The organism is Fibrobacter sp. UWCM, assembly GCF_900129735.1.
Lineage (GTDB): Bacteria > Fibrobacterota > Fibrobacteria > Fibrobacterales > Fibrobacteraceae > Fibrobacter.
Genome location: NZ_FQWR01000007.1, coordinates 53,298 through 74,560, shown reverse-complemented (window position 1 = coordinate 74,560; position 21,263 = coordinate 53,298). Strand labels below are relative to the sequence as shown.

Here is a 21,263-nt window from a genome sequence, read left to right as displayed (position 1 = left end):
TGACATTCCACACATTTCCATAAACAAAAAAGGCGTGGAGTCGTAGGCTTACGCTACTGAGGCTCTGGAACAAGCCGACCGCATATAAGCACAAACGACCCACGCCCAATGCGGGCGTGAGCGTTCGTCTTACTCCTAGCGGTCTATTGAAATGTTCCAGATTTCAGTAGCTAGAATAAGAGACGAATCTCAAAATTTCCGGTCGCCCATGGCTTCTATCAAGGTTGGGCCGGCCCTTCGGCAGGCTCAGGGTCCTTGAAAAGTCACGGGCTATGTCTGTGGGAAATATATATAAATATGCGAGAGGAAGATCCCCACCTTGGTGGCCATGCGCACTAAACAACAAGTTGTTAAGTGCTGTCCGCCCGCCTACGCGAGGATGACGAGAAAAGACGCGGGGATGACGCTTGGAATGGAGATGCAGAGTGGATCCTATCGCCGCATTGCGGCTCCAGGATGACTGGGGCATGACATTTGGGCGGGCGGGCGGGGTAAGCCGGGGCGTTGCGGGGCGGCGAGCGCCCGCAGAGGGGGTGCTGGAAGACGGCTTGGACGCGCAGAAAAGATCCTCGCCTACGCGAGGATGACGAGAGAAATCGCGAGGATGACGAGAAAAGACGCGAGGTTGACGAGAGAAATCGCGGGGATGACAATCAGCAGGACACGCGGACAAGGCGGCTGCAAGCAGGGGGAGGCTTCCCCCGTCAAATCAATCAGTTATTCCTTTCGGGCATTATTTTTACAAATTCATACCCGCGGGGCTTGAATTTTATTAGTTTTCAGGTATGGAACTTCGAGTTTTGCGGTATTTTCTGGAGGCGGCGCGATTGGGGAATGTCTCGCGCGCGGCGGATAATCTTTGCGTGACGCAGCCGACGGTGAGTCGCCAGCTCAAGGAGCTGGAGGAGGAACTGGGCGAGAAGCTTTTCGAGCGCACGAATTACGCGATTCGGCTGACGCCTGCGGGGGAACTCTTGCGGGAGCGTGCGGAGGATATCCTTTCGATGGCCGACAGGACAGTGCAGGATTTCAAGTCGCTGAAGGAAGACGAGGTGGTGGGTGAAATTGCCATTGCCTGCGCGGAATCGCGGAACGTGAATTTTCTTTCGAAGTGCATCGGGATTCTCCGGGACGACTATCCGAAGATTAAGTACAACTTATATTCGGGCGACAGCGAGCGCGCCCTGGAAAAGCTGGACAAGGGCATTTTTGATTTCGCGGTGGTTGTAGATAACGTCGATTTGGAAAAGTACAACTGCCTTGCGGTGCGTTCGGTGGACCGCTGGGGCGTGGTGATGCGTCGCGACGACCCTCTGGCCAAGCGGGATTTCATCGAGCCGAAGGATTTGCTCGACAAGCCGCTGTTGGCGTCGCGCCAGGCGATGGTGGCGGATTTGCCGAAATGGTTCGGCGACGATATTTCGAAGCTGAACGTGATTGTGGGGCTGGATCTTTCGTACAATGGTTCGGTGCTTGCCAAAGAGGGCACGGGCTACTTGCTCACTTTCGACGGCCTTGTAGATACGAGCCGCAGTTCGCGCCTGTGTTTCAGGCCGCTCATGCCCGAGCTCACCACCAACATGTACATCATTTGGCGGCGGGGCCAGCAGTTCACGCGGGCAGGCGAACTTTTCCTCGACACGCTCCGGCACGTGCTGGGGGAATAGGCGCCCCCTTCGCCGGTATATGAAACGCACCGTTTCATACAAAGGCATTTTTATCAATTTTTCAAAAATGAAAACACAATTTTTGCTTTAAAATCATTGATTTTGTTTCATAAGCAAGGTATATTTATAAAAAACGCAAGAAGGAGAAGCCTTATGAAAACGAAAATCCTACCCATACTGACAACAGCATTCACGTTGTTGTGTGCCGCATGCAGCGACGACAGCACCAGCAACGCAATTACCGGCAACGATGACGATCACGGCTCCGTAATCGCAGGCAAGGAGACCGTCAACACATTCGAGACTCCCGGCACCGGTAAAGAATATGAGTGGGGCGGCGAGATAAGCGAATCAATTACATCGGATTTCTCATCCAGGGATGCGGATATTGCCGGAGCCGCGCCCTCGACCGACGCGAAGAACTCTTTTGATGTTGCTGAACCTAGCCTCGATCTTGGAGAGCCTGGAGACATCGAAGGGCACTGGGGCGGAGTTTCAAACGAAAGGATGTCGGGCCTGCTCACGGCCGGCGAGTGGAACGACCTGGACAATTGGAACACCTGGATCGAAAAGCTCGACAGCAACAGCTACGAGACCATGCCGGATTACTGGGAATTTTTCCCGAACAAACTAGTTGCCGTGAAGGTCATAGACGGCAGCGAGTCGGGCATCGCGAACGTGCGTGTAGAACTCCTCAAGGGCGACAAGGTGGAATTCTCCACCAAGACCGACAACTCCGGGTTCGCTTACTGCTGGGCAAGTTTGTTCAGCAACGACGCACAGGCCACAGGAGAAGAAGAATTCTCGCTGAAGGTCGACGGCAAGGTTTCTGAAGCAGCAGTCAAGGTGACCAGCAAGGACGACGAAACCATCAATGTCAACATCATCACGAGCGACGCCAAGAAGGCCGAAGCCTCTGCAGACATCGCGTTCATCGTGGACGCCACGGGGTCTATGGGCGACGAGATTGCCTTCCTCAAGTCCGACCTCGAATACATCATCGACCACGCCAGCACCGGCAACAATGTGAATCTGCGCACGGCGGCGCTTTTCTACCGCGACCAGACCGATTCATATATCACACGCGGTCAGAATTTCGCCAGCGACGTCACCACGACCCGCGAATACATTTCCAAGCAGTACGCAAACGGCGGCGGCGACTACCCCGAAGCAGTCCACTCCGCGCTAGAATCTGCACTGCAGGACCTCTCGTGGAACGAATCCGCACGTGCACGCATCGCGTTCCTCATCCTCGATGCACCCGCGCACCACGAGAGCGACGTAATCGAAAGCCTGCAAAAATCCATCAAGGAATTCGCGAAAAACGGTATCAAGATTATCCCGGTGGCGGCAAGCGGTGTCGACAAGGATACGGAATTCATGCTGCGCTTCTTTGAAGTCGCAACGGGCGGCACGTACGTGTTCATCACCAACGACAGCGGAATCGGCAACGACCATATCGATGCCAGCGTCGGTGACCACGAAGTGGAAAAACTCGCCGACCTGATGATTCGCCTTATCAAGAAGTACACAGAATAACCGGAATCTAGCCGCTAGCGGCCGGACTTGATTCCGAGCTTATTCATGCGGTAGTTCATCATACGCGGGGAAACCCCGAGATCACGGCCAGCGGCGGAAATATTTCCGTCGTTGCTTTTTATTGCCTCGGTAATTATTTCGCGCTCGTAGTTTTCCATGAGAACCTCGAGCGTCGCGTTCTTTTCGCCAAAGCGCGCCACGTTGCCCGTACTCAGGCTCGTCTGGAGCGAAGGCGGCAAGTTGTAACTGTGCACGCAATCGTCCGTCGCAGTAAGTACAGCACGTTCCATGCAGTTTTCGAGTTCGCGCACGTTGCCCGGCCAGTGGTAGCTCATCAGCAGGTTAATCGCAGTCGTAGAAAGACGCACGATTTTCTTGCCGTAGCGCAGGTTCATCTTCTCGATAAAATGTTCCGCAAGCAAAATGATATCGGACTTGCGCTTTGCCAGGTCGGGCATCGATATCGGGAAGATGTTCAGGCGGTAGAACAAGTCTTCGCGGAACTTGCCCTGCGCGATGAGTTCCTCGAGGTTACGGCTTGTCGCCGCAAGGAATCGCACGTCGGAACGGAGTTCCTCGTTACTGCCCACACGGCTGAAGGTACGTTCCTGCAAAAAACGCAGGAGTTTCACCTGGGTCTGCATCGTAAGGTCGCCAATTTCGTCAAGGAACAGCGTACCGCCATTTGCCGCTTCGGCACGGCCAATGCGGCGATTCACCGCGCCCGTAAACGCGCCCTTCTCGTGGCCAAAGAGTTCGCTTTCCACAAGGTTTTCCGGAAGAGCCGCGCAGTTGAGAGTAATAAAAGGCTTATCCTTCCTTGCAGACAAGTTCACAATCGCGCGGGCAATCATTTCCTTACCCGTACCGCTACCGCCACGGATAAGCACGGTCGCATCGCTCGGGGCCACCTGGCGCACCTGCTCGTACACATGGCGCATCTCGCTGCAGTTGCCCACGAGGTCGCCCGGGTTGTTCGAGAGCATGTCGCGGAGTTTGCGGTTCTCCTCGAGCATGGCCTCGTGCTCCTTGTGCATCTCGAGGCATTCGTTCGCCGCATCGCCCGTGATGTTCGCGATAATCTCGAGCAGGGCAACGTCGCGGTCCAGGTCAGTCGTGCCGTCCACGGGGCGGTCGATTGATAGCGTTCCGATAACCTCTCCATCGTGAATGAGTGGCACGCAGATGAACGCCACCTGAAAGTCGTAATGGCGGCTCCCCGTGCGGTTCAAGAAGCGGGAATCCTTGCGCAGGTCAGGAATCACGTGACTCACACCGCGTTCGGCAACATGGCCCGTAATGCCCTCGCCCATGCGGTACAGGCCTTTCTGTTTTTCGGATTCGTCAAGACCGCGCGAGGCTTCAATCTTGAGGGTGTCGCCGAACAGGAGCGCAAACGTGCCGCGCAACATGCCGAGTTCCGTTTCCAGAATACCAAGAACGTTTTCCAACAACTTCTCCACGTTGCGTTCGTGAATAATCGCAACGCTAATCTTTTGGATAACCGAGATTTCTGGACCTATGGGTGTTGACATATGTGACATAAGATAGCAATTCCTACAATTTTTGCCGGATTCTCTTGAGGGCCTCGCAGGTGCGTTCGTAGTCGCCGAAGGCGGTCAGGCGGAAGTACCCCTCGCCGCAGGGGCCAAAGCCGCTGCCGGGGGTGCCCACGACTTCGCAGGTGGCAAGCAGGCGGTCGAAGAAGTCGAAGGACTTTTCGCCGTCAGGAATCTTCCACCAGATGTACGGGGCATGCTCGCCGCCGAACACCGTGTAGCCCGCCGCGGCAAGTTCCTTGCGGATAACGCCCGCGGTCTTCATGTAGCCCGCAATAACGGCCTTCGTCTGCTGCCAGCCTACCGGGCTGTAAATGGCCTCGGCGGCTCGCTGGGTCACGTAGCTCACGCCGTTGAACTTGGTGCACTGGCGGCGGTTCCACATGGAATGGAGTTTCGAAAGTTCGTGGGGGATGACCGTGTAGGCGCAACGCACGCCGGTAAATCCGGCAGTCTTGCTGAAGCTCCTAAACTCGATGGCGCAGGTGCGGGCACCCGGAATCTCGAAGATGGAATGCGGGAGACTCTCGTCCTGGATATAGCAGTTGTAGGCGCCGTCGAAGAGTATTATCGCGCCGTTCTCATTCGCGTAGTCCACAAACTTCTGGAGCGTCTCGCGGCTGAGCACCGTACCCGTCGGGTTGTTCGGGCTGCACAAGTAAATCATCTGCACCGGGTTCTTGGGCAGGTCGGGCTGGAAGTTGTTTTCCGCTGTCGATGCAAGGTAGGTGACCTTAGAAAAATGTCCGTCATCTTGCAACACGCCGGCGCGCCCTGCCATCACGTTCGAGTCCAGATAGACCGGATAGACAGGGTCCGGGATGGCAATTTTTACATTTTCTGTAAAAAGTTCCTGGATGTTCGCAACATCGCACTTGGAACCGTCACTCACGAAGATATCGTCCGGATCCATCTCGATACCGCGGGAGGTGTACTCGCCCGCGACAATCGCCTTGCGCAAAAAGTCGTAGCCCTGCTCGGGCCCATACCCGCGGAAACTCCCCTTCTCGGCCATCTCGTCAACAGCCTTGTGCATGGCCTTGATGACCTCAGGGATAAGCGGCGTAGTCACGTCGCCGATACCCAGGCGCACGATGTCGGCATCGGGCTTCTTTGCCTGGTATTCGGAAATCTTCTTTGCGATGGTAGAAAACAGGTAGCTACCTGGCAGCAAGTCGTAGTTTGTATTTATGTAGGAATCACTCATAATTAATGTGAAATGTGGGATGTGAGATGTGGGGTGAGGCAAATGTGAAGCGTGAAATGTGAAATGTCAAATGAGAGATTATTCATTAAACATTTCACATTACACATCACACATTCAAATTACTCCTCTGAATACTTCCTGTGCGGGGCCGGTCATGAGAACCGGGCCATCGTTTTCGTGCTTGATGTGGAGCGTTCCGCCGTCGAGAATCACGTCGGCTTCTACGCCCACGCGGCCCGTGCGCTGGGCCGCAACGAGGGTTGCGCAGCTCCCGGTTCCACAGGCCATGGTGACGCCGCAACCCCGTTCCCAAACCCGCATGCGGATTTGGGTGGGCGCCCCCTGAACTGCTGGCAAAACCTGCGCGAATTCAATGTTGCAGCGGTCCGGGAACTGCCTGTCGCATTCGAGCACGCGCCCCCAGTCTTCCAGCTGAATCTTCTCGATGTCGTCCACGAAAATAACCGCGTGCGGGTTCCCCATCGAAACCGTCTCCGCGGTAAAGTCATAGCAGTCCGCCGTAAGCTTGATGCTCCCGAGAAAATCCCTCGGGTTCCCCATGTCGACGCACACGCGGCCATCGTCCAGGAGCGCAGGCTTCACGAGCCCGCTTCTTGTGTGCAGGTTGAAAACTTTCTGACCCGGCTTTGCAAGCCCGCGGCTCACGATGAACTTCGCGACACAGCGGGTAGCGTTACCGCACATCGCCGCCTCCGAACCGTCGGCATTGAATATGCGCATCTCGAAATCCACGCCGTTCGGAACGGAACCGGATGCCGGCCCCACGTTTGCGCCGACACCCGCATCGCCAAGCACCAGGCAACCCTCGGCATCCATCGGCGTCACGATAACCACACCATCGGCACCTATGCCAAAACGGCGGTCACAGAGGCGAACGACCTCACTCTCAAATGCGGGCCCGAACTCTACCTTCTGACCCGGCTCCAGCAGCACGAAATCGTTGCCCAGCCCGGTCCACTTTGAAAATTCCATAAAGACGTCCTTTTACACTATTTTTGCCCCTATAATGCAAAGAACGTGCCATTTTTACAAAATTTGTTAAAAATTGCGAAATTTTATAAAAATCACCAATTTCTCGGAAAATAAATGAAAATCAAGCATTAGTATGTTTTACATTTTATGTAAAATATATCTCTTTCTTTTACATTTTATGTAAAACATTCCCTTCCAGCAATTCTTTTAAAATCCAGGCACACCGAAGGTGTGCCCGTGCACTTAATCGCCCCTACCCCAAACCCATATCCCTCCTCTAGGTTATTATGCGCGCGTCAGGAGGGTCTTAGGGAGGGGCGTCGTACGACCCCCGCCCTAATCGCTTAGGCAGCGGATATAGCAGGTTGCTGTTTTCGATACTGTGTCGTAGGTGAAAGAGAGGTCCGTAGCCAGGCGCCAGCGGCGCACGGAATTCGCCGTAGGCAGCCCCTTCGAACACATGTACAAGGCTCCACCGGCATAGCCTTCCGAGCCCAGCGAACCCGGAATCACCGCATTAAACCCGAAGTAGTCATTGCCACCGGAAGCCTTGCTCTTAAGCACCGGAGAAAGCGATTCGCCCGAAGGGCGCCACTGCGACACAAAATCGGTGAACGCCTCGAACTCGTCCTTGTCCGGCACATGGAACCCCTTGGGGCACAGGAGCGAATCCTCCTTGACTGCCGCGGCCTCGGCCAGGCGGTACAGGCGACCATACTTGTCGCAATTTTCAGCCGACTCGTTAAAGCACCAGCTACTGTCGGTCGCATAATTCAGGTTGGCCGCAAACCAGAGTTGCGAACCCATGCCGATAAGCGGGTACTTCTGCCCGTCACGAGCATCGGTAACCGTATCGCGGTAGAGCGAATCCTTGTAGTACTTCCACTGCCCACGGCAACGGTAGATCGAGTATTCAATCTTCGCGATTTCGTCGTAATTGTAACTCGTGCAGCCGCGATTCGCCTTCGCCTCCAGGTCAGTTACAGTGCGCAGGTGGCCCGCATCGCACACATACTTGGTCACGGAATCGTTACCCAGCATCAAGTCGGGCACGGTATCGCACTTGAGGCCGTTCGTGTTGTAATACAAGGTGCGTTCAGCATCCGTCAAGGAACGCAGGGTACCGTACTCGCAGTAGAAGGGAGTCGTGGAATCGCTCGCAAATGTGATGTACCTCTCGGCAGAATCGCACTTGATAAAATTCGCGTAGTACTCGTCACGCGGGACATCCAGCCACAAGCGGTTATAGCAATAGTAGAAGGCACTGTCGTTTATGGCTCCGTATTCGCCCTCACGTTCCTCGTAGCACATGCCTATGACGCTTTCTATTTCATCGCATTCCTGCCACCTCTCGAAAAAATCGTGATAATAGAACCACTCGGTGGTATCGAGCGCACCCCTGCGCATCTCGTAGCCTTTCGCAGGCCCGTAAGTGCAGGTATTGCGTAACACTTTCGAAGAAATGTGCCAGCCGAGCGAATCGCAGACGAACTCGCCACCGTCGAACCTACTCAGGGAATCCTTCAGCGTCCTGATTTCACAAAGGTTGTCCTTTTTGCAGGCCCCCAGGCCGAGGATCTTCGCGAAGAACTGCCGCCTAAAAATTTCCCCGGCGACAACGCGCTTTTCTATTGTTCCGTCATCGTAACCGTAAATAAACGAGCTGTGCAGGGAGGAATCTGCAAGATTGTCCGCAGCGCCGGTAAACACGTCGAAATACGTGAAAGAGCCTGTCGAGAAAAAGGCTTCTTCGAACGCAGACTTCACGTCGTCGTACATTTCCGCCGGAATGAACGGTTCAAAGGCCTTCTGGATGACATACGCCGCTTCATTCGCATCGGAATAATTTGCGGACGAAAGTATCGATTCGTTCCCTACGGAATCAGAAACGAAAGAGAACACGTTGAGCAGTTCAGTATTCGCGAGCCTCACCGCAGAATCGGGAGAAACGCCCTGCGCCACAAGGAAACGCGCACGACCGGTCACGAAATGCCCCGCAAGCGATATGAACGCCGGTACCGTATCCGAAAGGTCTACCAGTATGTCGAAGGACAGCTTCCTGTCGGGCTTGTATTCCGCACCGGGTACACGGATGTACCGAATCTCGAAATTCTCGGAACGCAGTAAGGCATAGTCCCCCCTCAGCGGGATGGAATCAACAAAAAATCCCTTACCCTCTTCCTTCTCCATACTGAATTCTCGCCCCGTCTCGTTCAGCAGGGAATCCAGTTCCAAGACATGCACCGAGGCCGTCTGGCCCGAAAAAGAAAGTTCGGACCAAGCCCTGATGCTACGGGCGGGCACCTGCTCGGACACCTGCTTGTCGGCATCCTTGTTCGGGTCGTCGATTTCGGAGGTCACGTCGCCCGACTTTGAGCAGGCCCCCAGACAAAGTAAAATCACTGCCACGAGCGGCAAGACCTTGTTCTGTAAATTCGTCATGTACTTCACCTACTTTGCATCTTCCACACAACGCACAGCGGCACCCCAGTCCGTATCGCCGAACGAACTTTCACCGATATCGGGCTCAGCGTATGTCATGTAGTAATACGGCAGTTTCTTGAATGTTTCGGCAGTGTACCAGAAATAGGCATTCCGGTATTCACCCTCGTAAGTTCCGTCCACCTTGCGACGGCCCGACGGGAGCGCGTCAAACCCGAACGTGTTCAGCGTCGGCGTATGCGCACCGCCGGCCCAGTCCTTTTTGCCCATCAACGTGAGGGCGAGTTTCCCTTCGGGGCCGTACTTCTCGACAAAGGCAAAAAGCGTGTCCCAGTCCGCCTTGGAGGGCACGTGCCAGCCCTCGGGGCAAATACCCCTGTGCGGCAGCTTGAGTTTCACGGTATCGGCCTTGATGTCATCGGGCAAGTCCATCGCCGCAGTCCAGGAATACAACACGCCGTAGGGCCCGGAGCAGTACGATTCCCAGTTCTCGAAGCACCAGGTGTTGCTGGCCAGGTTCGGCGTCTTTACGGAATCCCTGTACCTGAGGTTCGCGCCCATCCAGCGCTGGCTCCCCATGGGTACAATCAGGTACGACTTGCCGTCGCGCGGGTCCTCGACCCATTCATCCAGCGTGTCGGCAGGGATGACCTTCCAGGCACTGTCGCAAACGAAGGAAGAATACCCGACGTGCACGGTATCGCCGCGGGTATCACTGTTGCAGAAGGCTCCGAGATTCTGGTCGAGCTTGGGCATTTTTACCCAGCCGGAGTCAGAGCAGAAATACGCGTCTTCAATCTTGCCCTTGCGGGACTTGATACAACCCACTTCCAGGTCGAGTTCCGCCTTTGTAACATAGCGCCAGCCGCTATCCTTGTCGAACACGTAAGCCTTACCAAGTTCGTCGTACACGAACAGGCCGTCCTCGGCATCGGGGTAACGCAGCGGCATGCTTTCTATCCCGGCAAATTTCCACTTTGTGCCATCGCAGGTGTAATACTTCGGCACTCGCACGGCAGAATTAGTTACGGCAAATTTTGTTTTGTGCACGGAATCCTTCAAGTCGACGGAACATTCCGTTTCGCCCATGAGAGACAGCCAGAGCAAGTGCGCATACGTCCGGAATTCGCTAGATTCCGGATAGAAATCCGACCCATCCATACACCATTGACCGCGACCATAATCCAAGTCAATCGCATACGCGAGGAACCCTAGCGAATAGAAAATCTCGTCATCCGAAAGGTTGTCCAACGTTGCAAAGAGGCTAGATGCGCCCTGGCGGATTTCGCCAAAGTCCAGCGCAGTTGTTGTCGGGAAAAATTTCTCGAGCAACACCGTTGCCGTAAGCAGTTCCACCGAGCGGTTGCTGCCGTCAATGTGGAGAGACTTGAGCGACGGGCTATCGCTCCCAAGCGCGAACCACTTGCGCACGTCCTTCTCCGCCTGTTCCCAGGCTTCCGCAAAAGTCTCGCCCTTGTCCTTCACGAGCTTTTTCGCCTTCGCGGATGCGAGGTCGGTAAACATGTTCAGGTTCACGGAAGAATCCTTCGCGAGATCGACAACGCTAGAAATCGACGACTTGTATTCACGCCGCATGCAGGGCCACTTGGCCATCCCGGATATGACAATCTCCGCATACGGGGAGGTGAACGAATCTGCGACAACCGTATAGTTCCCCGCGGCATCGATATCTCCGGTAACCGACTTGCCAGTCCGTTCCATGTCGTCCGAAAGTTCAAACAATTCTACCTTCGCACTATCAAGGTACTTTTCGCCTTCGACGCTGCCACTGACAGATCCGGCGTAGAACGAAGTCTTTTCCGGATTATCTGGATTCTCGGGAGTCTCGGGATTGTCGAGAACCTTCGTGGAAGCAGAATCGCCGGAACAGGCGGAAAGCGCCGCCGCGGTGAAAAGCGACAAACTAATACATGCAAAGAAACTCTTCTTCATATTCAATCCTCCCTACTTGGCATCTTCCACACAACGTACGCTTATGCCCAGGTCAGGCCCAGCGGACTTACCCACAAAGACATCTTCCTTCGAGTTCCACAGGTAGTAGTACTGGTACTTGTTCTCTTCCTGAGTCACGAACCAGAAATAGGCATGCGACGCGTCGTTCTTGTACGCTCCGTCCAGTTCGCGACGGCCCGTAGCGACAACGTTGAACCCGAAGGTATCAAGGGGTTTCATCGCATCGCTCACGACGCCCCACGAGATACCTCCCATCAGGCTATGCGCGAGCTTGCCCTGCGGGCCAAACTCTTTGGCAAACGCGAAGAGGGAATCCCATTCCGCCTTGGTAGGCATGTGCCATCCCTCGGGGCAAATGCCCCTGTGCGGCAACGTGAACTCGTATGTAGCAGGGTCTGTGCCTTCGGGCAGGTCCATCGCCGCAGTCCAGGAGTAGAACGCAGGCCTCCAGAGATTGCCCGCGAGGTTCGGGCTCGCAGTCGAATCCACATACTTGAGGTTCGCGCCCATCCAGCGCTGGCTACCCATGCGCACGATCGGGTAGCTGTTTCCGTCACGGGAATCCTTCAGCCATTCGTCCAGGGAATCCGGCGGGATAAGCGTCCAGTCATCCCTGCAAAGGAAGGGCGTGAGCCCGGCATACGCGGTATCGCCGAGGGTCTTCTTGGTGCAGTAGCGGCCAAGCTTCTCGTCCATTTCCGTAACCTTGTAAAAAGAACCGCCTTCACACACATAAGCCGCATGTGTAAACCGGCCATAGACCAGCGAGTCATCCGCGACGCATTCAAGACCTTGGGTATCCGAAGTCGATTCGGGAACCGAGACCCAACTCCCGCCCATGCATACCGCAGTCGAAAGGTAAATCCCTTCGCGGGACTTTGTGCAACCGGACTTGTACTGGTCCTCGGAAGGATCCGCATACCGCCATCCTGTTACCTCGTCATAGACATAGGAGTAGCCCTCCCGCCTGAGATAGTCCCCGTCGACCCGACCGGCCGTATCCGTAACATTCATCCTCTCGTAACCGAACGCATAGTGCCACGCTCCCGAGTCACACTTATAGACGGGAAAACTCTCCTGCACGTAAGTGAGCGATTTCTTCGGGTCAAATACCGGGTGGATTTCGCCCTGCCGTTCTTCCGTACATTCTTCCGCGTCAAGTATCGAAAGCCAAAGGGTGTGCATGTAGGCCTGGACCGCCTTTTTTTCAAAGACTTTATTCTTGATGTCGCGGCACCAATCCAGTTCGCCTGCAGAAATGTCATAGAAGAGAGCAACCCCGCCAATAACGCGGATAGTATCGTTCTTGGTAAAATCACCGCCATGCGAGAAGGTTTCGGCAAGTTCGCTGCGCCACTGAGGAGCGCTCTTCGCGATAGCCCTTTCTCCAAGACGATCCATAAGCGCAGAGGCGGCAAACGCTTCAAGAGCCACGTCACCTTCGGGCAAGGCAAAGAGCGTACGCACTTCCTTTTCGGCCTGTTCCCAGGCCTTCAAAATTTCCATATTACTGTTCTTCACGAGTTCCTTCAACCGTTCCGAAAAAAAGTAAGAGAACAGGTTCAAGTTTACGGTAGAATCCTTGGACAGGTCGACAATGACCGATATCTTGGAATCAACTTCCTTGCCGGAACAGGGCTGCACGGACTTGCCGGACACGATGAGTTCTGCATACGGGGAAGTGAAGCCGGTAGTGGAGACCGAGTAATGGTCTTTGGAGTCAAGCATCCCCATCATGGCAGTCCCCGTCTGGACCAGATTTTTATCAAGCTCAAACAGCACAGCACTTGCTTCCTTGAGCGATTCCCCTTGCACGCTCCCTGCAAGAATCGTCACGAGAGCGCCTTCCTTGGAAGAGTCCTTGGGGGCGTCCTTGGATGGTTCGAGTTCTTCGGGAAAATCAAGAGACCCAGGGGTACTGGATTCATCTGAACAAGAAAGAGAGAGAAGTGCCACGAGCAGTGACGGCAACAGATACTTTTTCACAAGTCCTCCTTTTGTAGTACAAATTATAAAATTTTGATTATTTGGGATAGGCGAAATTTTTAAATTGCACACGCAATTGAGGTCTACCCATGAATTTTAGGGATTTTGGAAAGTATAACCAGTTCAAGGAACAGTTCGCCGGCATGTCTCCCGAGATGAAGGAGCAGATGATGAAGATGGCGAAGGAACAGATGAAGGCGAAAACACGCGAATTTGTTCAAAAATGGCTTTCCACGCCCATCCTTACGGCGGTGGCCCTCGTATTTGGCGCCATCGTTGGCGTGCTTACCGCATTTTTCGGGTCAGGGCTGCTTTATCTCAGCAATCTGCGCGATGCGCACCCGCTTTACTGGATTCCGGCACTCGCGATTGCGGGTGTATTGATTGCCTTTGCATACAAGAAGTTCGGCAAGGGAACCGAACGCGGGATGGACATGGTGTTCGCGGTCGCCCATGGCAAGGAAAGCAATATTCCGCTCCGTATGATTCCGATGGTGATGGCGAGCACGTGGCTCACTCACCTGTTCGGGGGCAGTGCCGGCCGCGAAGGCGTCGCGATGCAGATTGGCGCCACTCTCGGGCACAACATCAGCACCAAGTTCCATTTCGAGAACGCGAACCGCGTATTGCTTGTCGCAGGCATGGCGGCAGGATTCGCGGGGCTGTTTCAGACCCCGCTCGCAGCAGTCGCGCTCGCACTCGAGGTGCTGCTCGCCGGCCACCTGGAGCTGGCCGCACTCCTGCCCGCAACGGTCGCCGCATTTGCCGCATGCAAGGTATCGCAGATGTTCGGGGAAGGCATCGCCGTCGCGATGAACGACATATTCCCGGCCGACCTCCCGGGCATCTGGGACGATTACGGCCTCGACATCAACTTCATCCTGAAACTTGCGGTCCTTGGAGCGCTCTTCGGGATTGTAGGTGGCGGGTTTGCCAAGGCGCTCTCGCTCGCGAAATCGTTTGCCAGCAAAAAATTTCCCAACCCCATCAAGCGAATCGCCATCGGTGGCATCGCGATAAGCGTTTTGCTTCTCGTATTTTTCCAGGGGCGCTACGCAGGCCTCGGCACGAATCTCATCGACATGATTTTCTCGGGGTCTGCGGCAACTGCGACAAACGGCATCTACGCGTTTGACTGGTTCCTGAAATTCGCGCTCACGATTTTGACCATCGCCGTCGGGTTCAAGGGCGGCGAGGTAACCCCGCTATTCGCCATCGGGGCGACATTCGGCACATTTGTCGCGACAATGGTCGGCATCCCGCTCCCGCTTGCCGCGGCCCTCGGGTACGCCGCCGTGTTCGGGGCTGCGACCAACACGCTCTTTGCCCCGATGCTCATTGGCGCAGAAGTTTTCGGATTTGAAATGCTCCCCGCATTCTTTGTCGTTTGCGTAGCGGCTTACACCTGCAACGGCGGGCAGTCCATTTACCAGCAGAAGAAGCTGCGAATTCGGTAGGGTTCACTTTAGTATCAGTACTGGCGTCTCTATCGGGAGTTTTCCACGCTCCGCTTCTTCCAGCGGGGCCCTGATGCGATCAAAGAGCGCCCTGAACGCCTGCGGGTTTAAGGATTCGTCCGTCAGCGATTTAAAATGAGCACCGGGCGCTCTACCGGAATCTCCGGCTTTTGCCTGCAGTCCTTCACCTGTTTCTTCAGGCGGTCAAAGAACGCCTTGACCGCCTGCGGATTCGAGGATTCCCAAAAGCCCCCTGCACCGAAGTCGCTTTCGAGAAGGTGCTTTTCGAGACCTTTGCCATCACCGAAGTTTTCCAGGTACAGGATTTCCACGGAATCACGAAACATCCTGACCGTAACACGGGGCAGGCAAAGGCAGCCCCCGGAAAAAGATTCCCTCTTGGTATTTTGCAAAAGCGAAATAAACTCTTGAAGCTGTTCCTCCGTCAATTCCGTTGTCCTGGGGCGAGTGCAGGACAATCCCCAGCTGATTTCCGCACGATCCGCATTCTTGGCAATTTCATAGAGCGGCGTCCTGATAGCGGTATCCTGTTCAAGGATCATGCTTTCCAGCACACCCGACACATCCGTGGAAGAATCCTTGATAGCACAGGGCCTGAAGTTCACGCCCTGGTGACGTATGAACTGGTTTATTTTCCTCATGACAACCGGTCTCTCGGGTTCCCACACGCCGATATCGTCTCCGACACGCCCGATTTTGTCGGCGACGCGCAGTTCCGCTACAGACAAAGTATCGCGAAAGAGCTGTATGCGCACACCCGTCGCACATTCCGTATGGAAGGTATCGAGAAGCGTTTCCTTCGCATCGGCAAGGCGCAGCAGCTGAACAAAGTTCTGGTAGGTACGTCCGCTAATCACCTTGCCCTTCGCATGGTCGCCAAGACCCACCGGGGTCACGAGCATCATGTTCGCGCTGTCGAGCACATCGAAAAGCGGCCTGGTCTCGTGCGGTTCTTCGTCGGCGGAAGCCCCCCGAGCGCATAGCACCGCAAAGACAACCGCCGCAACCACGCAAGCCGCAACCGCAACCGCAATACCGATAAATCTCTTGTTGTTTCGTTTATTCACGCTCAAAATATAACTTGATTTTCGGCCCGTGCGGCCTTCGCACCCCTTCTAAAAAACTATCTTTTACCGAGAAAAAAGAAAACATAAAAGAGGTCTATCATGACGTTCGAAGAAATGTACGCACTGGCGTGCCAGCGCAAGAAGGAAATGCCCGAAGGCAAGGGAACCACGGAACTGTTCAAGAAGGGTCCGCACGCCATCGGCAAGAAGCTCGTGGAAGAAGCCGCCGAAAGCTGGCAGGCCGCCCGCTTCGAAAGCCGCGACGCGCAGTGCCTCGAACTTTCCCAGGTGCTCTACTACGTGGCCGTGATGATGGCCGAAAAGGGCTTAACTCTCGAAGAGGTGTACGCCAAACTATGATCAAGGTAGCTCTCCCGAACAAGGGCATGCTTTTCGAACCCACGCAGGAACTCCTGAAGGCCTGCGGCTACAAGGCATCCAAGCCCTACAAGACTCTGACTCAGCTCGATACCAAGAACGGAATCGAATTCTTCTTCCTCCGCCCGAGCGACATCCCGATGTACGTGGGCCGTGGCATCATCGATGCGGGCATCACCGGCATCGACTTCAACGCCGAAGCGAAGAGCCCCGCGGTGAAGGTTCTGGACCTCCCCTTCGGCGCCTCCAAGATGTGCGCCGCCGTCCCGAACGAAAGCCCGGTGCAGAGCCTCGACGAACTGAAGGACAAGACCATCGCCACCAGCTTCCCGAACATCGTGGAAGGCTTCTACAAGAAGCCGATGGATTTCGTGGTGCTCGAGGGCGCCGTTGAAATCTCCGTGAGTCTCGGCGTGGCAGACGCCATCGTCGACGTGGTGGAAACCGGCACGACCCTCAAGCAGGCAGGGCTCCGCATCGTGGGCGACCCGCTGTTCCGCAGCAACGCCGCCCTGTTCTGCAACCCGCAGAAGACCGAACTCGAAGAAGTCAACACGCTTATCCGCCGCATCGAGGGCAAGCTCGTGGCCCAGTCGTACATGATGATCGAGTACGACTGCCCGGCAGAACTCCTGCAGAAGGCATGCGAACTCACGCCCGGGCTCGACGCCCCGACCGTGACCAAGCTGCACGGCCGCGAGTGGTACTCCGTGAAGGCGATGGTCCCGCAAGAAGAGGCGAACTCCATCATGGACAAGCTCTGGGACGCTGGCGCCCGCAGCATTCTCCTGTTCGGTATCAAGAGCGCACGAATCTAGTATGCATTCTCTTGCCTACCTAGCACGCCAGCCCATCCTCGACCGGGACGGGAAGATTTTCGCCTACGAACTTCTGTTCCGCGACTCGCCCACGAGCGATACCGCCGTTATCGCGAGCGACATGCTTGCGACTGCGCAGGTCCTCGAGAACGTGCTCAACAACATCGGCCTCCCGAAGCTCATCGGCGACCACAAGGCTTTTGTGAACTGCAGCCGCGACATGCTGCTCGACAACCTGTTCGGGCTCTTGAACCCGCGCTGCTTTGTGCTCGAGGTTCTCGAAGACGTGGAAGTCGACGACGCCCTCGTGAAGGCCGTCGCGCACTACCACGCCCGCGGGTTCGAAATCGCGCTCGACGACTTCATCTTCAATGACGAGTTTCTCAAGCGCTGCGCCCCGCTCTACCCGTTCATCTCGTACGTGAAGATGGACCTGGTGGAAAACAGCGACGACGACATGGCGCGAGCCGCCGCGTTCTTCAAGGCGAAGAACATCAAGATTCTCGCCGAGAAGGTGGAGACGAAGGCGAGCTTCAAGAAGTGCCTCGCCGCAGGGTACGACTACTTCCAGGGGTTCTTCTTCGCGAAGCCCGAACTCGTGACCGGAAAGAAGATTGACGCGACCTCCGCGGCAATTCTCCGTATATTGCTCCTGCTGCGCACGCACCCGAGCCTCGACGAACTGTGCGAGTGCCTCTCGGAATACGGCGACGTGGCCGCAAACCTGCTCCGCTTCGTGAACTCCGACGCGCAGTTCAGGAGCCAGAACATCGCGAACGTGCGCGACGCCATCGTGTGGATCGGCATGCGAAACATCCAGGAATGGCTGATGCTCATGCTGTACGCCCGCCCCGAGATGGGCATGACGCCACAGAGTTCTCCGCTGTTCCAGAACGCAAGCCACCGCGCGAAGTTCCTCGAGATACTGGCCCGCGTGGTGAGCGGCACCGACAACGACCTGCCCGCAAAGGCATTCATGGTCGGGCTCATCAGCCGCATGGACGCACTCGTCGGAGCCCCGCTCGAAAGCATCCTTACCGAATCCGGCGCAGACGAGGACATCCGCGAGGCGCTGCTCCAGCGTTCCGGCCGCCTGGGTAAACTGCTCCAGCTTGCCGACGCCGTCGAGCAGGACGACCAGCAGAAGATTCTCGTACTCCTGAAGGACTTGAAAATTTCTTCCACCTTGTTGAACCGTTGTGTGAACGACGCGTATACGTGGGCCCATGAGCGTTGAACCGGAAAGCCTCGAGGCATTGATCGCAGAGTTTTCGAACCTGCCGGGTATCGGGCACAAGACCGCCCGCCGCCTCGCCTATCACGTGCTTTCCAAACCGAAGGCCGACGTGGAGCGCTTTGCCACGAGCCTCACCAACGCGGCCGACAGGGTGCACCCCTGCCCCAAGTGCCACGCGTTCACCGACCTTGACACGTGCTCCACCTGCACATCGCGCGCAGGAGCCAAGTCGCTCTGCGTGGTGGAAAAAAGTTCAGACATCATGCCGTTCGAACGTTCGGGCGTATTCAAGGGCCTGTACTTCGTGCTCGGCGGCGTGATTTCCCCGCTGGATGGAATCGGGCCCGAAAGCCTGCACCTGCCCCAGCTGGTAGCGCGCATCAAGGACGAGGGCATCGAGGAACTGGTACTTGCCCTCGGGTCTAGCCCGGAGGCCGACAGCACGTCGCTCATGATAGACCGCATGCTCGCCGGCACAAACGTCAAGCGTACGCGCCTTGCCCGCGGTATCCCGATGGGCAGCGACCTCGAGTTCGTGGACGAGGTAACCATGCTCCGCGCCTTCGAAGGGAGGGTAAGCCTGTGAACCCGGTAAAGTTCGGCGATTTCACCGTCACCTCCGCAGAATTCGTGAAGGCGGCAGTCAGCCTCAAGGGCCTCCCCGAAGAACGGCTCCCGATGGTAGCCTTCCTCGGGCGCTCCAACGTGGGCAAGTCATCGCTCATGAACGCCCTCATGGGGCAAAAAAAGCTGGTCAAGGTCAGTTCTACCCCCGGAAAGACCCGCGAAATCAATTTCTTCAAAGTCAACAACCAGTTTTTTCTTGTAGATTTACCTGGTGTAGGCTTTGCCAAGGTGAGCAACGCGAAGCGCGACCAGATGTCCGAATTTATCCGCGAATACGTGGAAAAGTGCAAGGACCTGCGCGGACTTGTATACCTGGTGGACATACGCCACGGAGGCACCCCCACCGACATCGAGACGGTGGAATGCATCCGTAATACGGGCTGCCCGGTGCTGGTGATTGCCAGCAAGCGGGACAAGGTAAACCAGTCGGAACTGGCTAAAGGGCTGAGGCAGATTCAGGAACGCCTTTCCCTACCCGAGAAGCCCCTCTGCGTAAGTGCCGTCAAGGGACACGGGATTGCAACGCTCTGGCAAGACATACTGAGTGCGATAAACGGGACGAACATTGTAGATGGAAGTACAGACGAACGATAAGAAGCTTACCCTCGTGGGACAAAAGTTCCACGCCTTGGGTTTGTTCCTGCTCCGCAGACCCGTGGGGCAAGAAATCGCGCTGTTTGTCCGTGCCATCATGTCGCTGTTCAACAAGAGCCGTAGTTTCAAGACCGACTCGCGCAACATCATATTGCAGACGTTCTTTACCGGTGTCGAAATTTTCCCGATTCTTTTTGTGGTGGCCACCCTCTTCGGCACGGTCGTCATCATCGAAGTCATTACCATGATGGGCAAGATGGGGTTCGACGACGTGGTCGGCGGGCTCATGGTGGTTGTCATCATCCGCGAGCTGGGACCAATCCTCACGGCATTCCTCATCGCAGGCCGCAGTGGTTCATCGCTCACCACCTACATCGGCGGCATGGTCATCAATTCCGAAGTGGACGCGCTTGCCACGATGGGCGTGGACCCCGTGCGCTACCTCGTGATGCCGGGGCTCATCGGAGGCGCCATCGCCACATTCATCATGAACATCGTGTTCAGCACGAGTGCCATCTGTGCGGGTTACCTCATGACGAAAATCGCCATAGCCCTTACCGGAAACGCGCTCAACCTCCAGCTCACCTGGGACTACCTTTCTACCGAAATCCTGAAAGCCCTGACATTCACGGACTTTATCTTCATCGTCGTCAAGCCAATCGTGTTCGGCTGCATCATTACCACGAACGCCTGCTACCAGGCCATGAATATCCCGCGCGACATTCGCCAGGTGCCGAAGGCTACCGGCAGGTCCGTCATCAAGTCCTTCTTCTACATTGTCTGTGCCGACGTGTTCCTGTCACTGTTCTACTTCATCGATTACTTTAACGAAATCTCGAAGATCATCTAATGTATAACGAAGCCCTCAGACTCGAAGACCTGCACCTTTCCTACCGGGGATTGGTCGGCACCTCGATCTCGAAACCGAGACCGCTGGGGTTCTTCGAATCGGGCATACAGCCGGGCGAGCAGGAACTTATCTCGGGCGCAAACCTTGTCGTGCAGAAGGGAGAAACCATCTGCATCGGCGGCGGTTCGGGCCAGGGCAAGAGCGCACTGCTCCGCGTGATTTCTGGGCTTGCACGCCCCAATGCCGGCAAGATGTATATCTTCGGCGAATACATTCCGCCCGAAAGGCTTACCGCACTGAACATCGCCAAGCGCCAGGTGGGGCTCGTGTTCCAGAACGGGGCACTCATCTCGAACCTGCGCGTGCGCGACAACATCGCGCTCCCGCTGCGCTACCACAAGGTCGGTACCGCCACCGAGATCGAGGACAAGGTCCGCATGGCAATGGACCTGATGCGCGTGCGCGACTATGCCGACTTTTTCCCGCACATGCTGAGCGTGGGCATGCAGAAACGTGTGGCGATTGCCCGCAGCTGGGCGATGGGCCCGCAGTTACTGCTGATGGACGAACCGACCGCAGGTCTCGACAACTACAACCGCCGCAACCTGCTCCCGCTTATCGACAACATGCGTACGCTGTTCAAGACGACCATCATCATCGTGACGCACGACCTCATGGTGGCCAAGGAACTGAACTGCAAGATAACCTTCCTCACGCACAAGCAGTTGACCGAACCGCGTTACTTTGACGAGTGGCTACACAGCGATACGGCTATTTCGAAGGAACTCTTCCGCGACTTGCGGACCAGCGGGTAAAGCCGCTACGCGGCAATGTGGAGTGTGGAATG

General features: G+C 55.9%; 17 protein-coding genes. 10 read left to right on the top strand and 7 right to left on the bottom strand.

The genetic code is table 11. The features are described from left to right. The first annotated feature begins 785 nt into the window (after positions 1-785). Both BUB22_RS06430 and BUB22_RS06425 read left to right on the top strand, forming a co-directional pair. Positions 786-1,667 carry a LysR family transcriptional regulator gene (locus tag BUB22_RS06430; protein ID WP_073114410.1) on the top strand — a complete coding sequence of 294 codons (882 nt, stop codon included), beginning with the start codon at positions 786-788 and terminating at the stop codon, positions 1,665-1,667. A 153-nt stretch (positions 1,668-1,820) separates the two neighbouring features. Then, entirely contained in the window at positions 1,821-3,206 is a 1,386-nt protein-coding gene (locus tag BUB22_RS06425) for a vWA domain-containing protein (RefSeq protein ID WP_083535427.1), read from the top strand. Positions 3,207-3,220: 14 nt separating this feature from the next. Here the strand turns inward: BUB22_RS06425 and BUB22_RS06420 are convergent, their stop codons facing one another. The 6 genes from BUB22_RS06420 to BUB22_RS06395 all read right to left on the bottom strand — a co-directional run bounded on the left by BUB22_RS06420 (position 3,221) and on the right by BUB22_RS06395 (position 13,367). After that, positions 3,221-4,741, bottom strand: a complete 1,521-nt coding sequence (locus BUB22_RS06420) for a sigma-54-dependent Fis family transcriptional regulator (RefSeq protein ID WP_083535426.1) — start codon at positions 4,739-4,741, stop codon at positions 3,221-3,223. Between the two features lie 22 nt (positions 4,742-4,763). Then, positions 4,764-5,972, bottom strand: coding sequence for an LL-diaminopimelate aminotransferase (locus BUB22_RS06415; protein ID WP_073114408.1), 1,209 nt, complete (start codon positions 5,970-5,972; stop codon positions 4,764-4,766). A 114-nt stretch (positions 5,973-6,086) separates the two neighbouring features. Further along, positions 6,087-6,965 (bottom strand): diaminopimelate epimerase, encoded by an 879-nt coding sequence (dapF, locus tag BUB22_RS06410; RefSeq protein WP_073114407.1) that lies wholly within the window; start codon positions 6,963-6,965, stop codon positions 6,087-6,089. A 336-nt stretch (positions 6,966-7,301) separates the two neighbouring features. Further along, positions 7,302-9,407, bottom strand: coding sequence for an FISUMP domain-containing protein (locus BUB22_RS06405; protein ID WP_139258797.1), 2,106 nt, complete (start codon positions 9,405-9,407; stop codon positions 7,302-7,304). A gap of 9 nt (positions 9,408-9,416) precedes the next feature. After that, positions 9,417-11,360, bottom strand: coding sequence for an FISUMP domain-containing protein (locus BUB22_RS06400; RefSeq protein ID WP_083535425.1), 1,944 nt, complete (start codon positions 11,358-11,360; stop codon positions 9,417-9,419). 12 nt (positions 11,361-11,372) lie between these two features. Further along, positions 11,373-13,367, bottom strand: a complete 1,995-nt coding sequence (locus BUB22_RS06395) for an FISUMP domain-containing protein (RefSeq protein ID WP_139258795.1) — start codon at positions 13,365-13,367, stop codon at positions 11,373-11,375. 191 nt (positions 13,368-13,558) lie between these two features. On the opposite strand from BUB22_RS06395, the gene BUB22_RS06390 reads away from it, so the two are divergent. Further along, positions 13,559-14,824 carry a chloride channel protein gene (locus tag BUB22_RS06390; RefSeq protein WP_073114491.1) on the top strand — a complete coding sequence of 422 codons (1,266 nt, stop codon included), beginning with the start codon at positions 13,559-13,561 and terminating at the stop codon, positions 14,822-14,824. 122 nt (positions 14,825-14,946) lie between these two features. Here the strand turns inward: BUB22_RS06390 and BUB22_RS06385 are convergent, their stop codons facing one another. After that, complete coding sequence (locus BUB22_RS06385; RefSeq protein ID WP_139258794.1) at positions 14,947-15,912, bottom strand: hypothetical protein; 966 nt, start codon at positions 15,910-15,912, stop codon at positions 14,947-14,949. 99 nt (positions 15,913-16,011) lie between these two features. Here BUB22_RS06385 and hisE point away from each other — a divergent pair, with 99 nt between their 5' ends. From hisE to BUB22_RS06350, 7 genes are read left to right on the top strand one after another with little or no spacing between them, the layout of a single operon-like run. Next, entirely contained in the window at positions 16,012-16,272 is a 261-nt protein-coding gene (gene hisE, locus BUB22_RS06380) for a phosphoribosyl-ATP diphosphatase (RefSeq protein WP_072812962.1), read from the top strand. Continuing rightward, positions 16,269-17,108 carry an ATP phosphoribosyltransferase gene (gene hisG / locus BUB22_RS06375; protein ID WP_072812960.1) on the top strand — a complete coding sequence of 280 codons (840 nt, stop codon included), beginning with the start codon at positions 16,269-16,271 and terminating at the stop codon, positions 17,106-17,108. The genes hisE and hisG overlap by 4 nt, the downstream gene beginning before the upstream one ends. A gap of 1 nt (position 17,109) precedes the next feature. Then, positions 17,110-18,345 carry an EAL and HDOD domain-containing protein gene (locus BUB22_RS06370; protein WP_072812957.1) on the top strand — a complete coding sequence of 412 codons (1,236 nt, stop codon included), beginning with the start codon at positions 17,110-17,112 and terminating at the stop codon, positions 18,343-18,345. Then, a complete protein-coding gene (recR, locus tag BUB22_RS06365; RefSeq protein WP_072812954.1) occupies positions 18,335-18,931 on the top strand; it encodes a recombination mediator RecR in 597 nt (198 codons plus the stop codon). Before BUB22_RS06370 ends, recR begins: the two co-directional genes overlap by 11 nt. Beyond that, the gene (gene yihA / locus BUB22_RS06360) at positions 18,928-19,566 is read left to right on the top strand and encodes a ribosome biogenesis GTP-binding protein YihA/YsxC (RefSeq protein ID WP_073114402.1); all 639 of its coding nucleotides are present in this window, start codon (positions 18,928-18,930) and stop codon (positions 19,564-19,566) included. Before recR ends, yihA begins: the two co-directional genes overlap by 4 nt. Further along, the gene (locus tag BUB22_RS06355) at positions 19,544-20,416 is read left to right on the top strand and encodes an MlaE family ABC transporter permease (RefSeq protein ID WP_083535424.1); all 873 of its coding nucleotides are present in this window, start codon (positions 19,544-19,546) and stop codon (positions 20,414-20,416) included. Before yihA ends, BUB22_RS06355 begins: the two co-directional genes overlap by 23 nt. Next, positions 20,416-21,231, top strand: a complete 816-nt coding sequence (locus BUB22_RS06350) for an ABC transporter ATP-binding protein (RefSeq protein ID WP_073114401.1) — start codon at positions 20,416-20,418, stop codon at positions 21,229-21,231. The genes BUB22_RS06355 and BUB22_RS06350 overlap by 1 nt, the downstream gene beginning before the upstream one ends. The last annotated feature ends 32 nt before the right edge of the window (positions 21,232-21,263 follow it).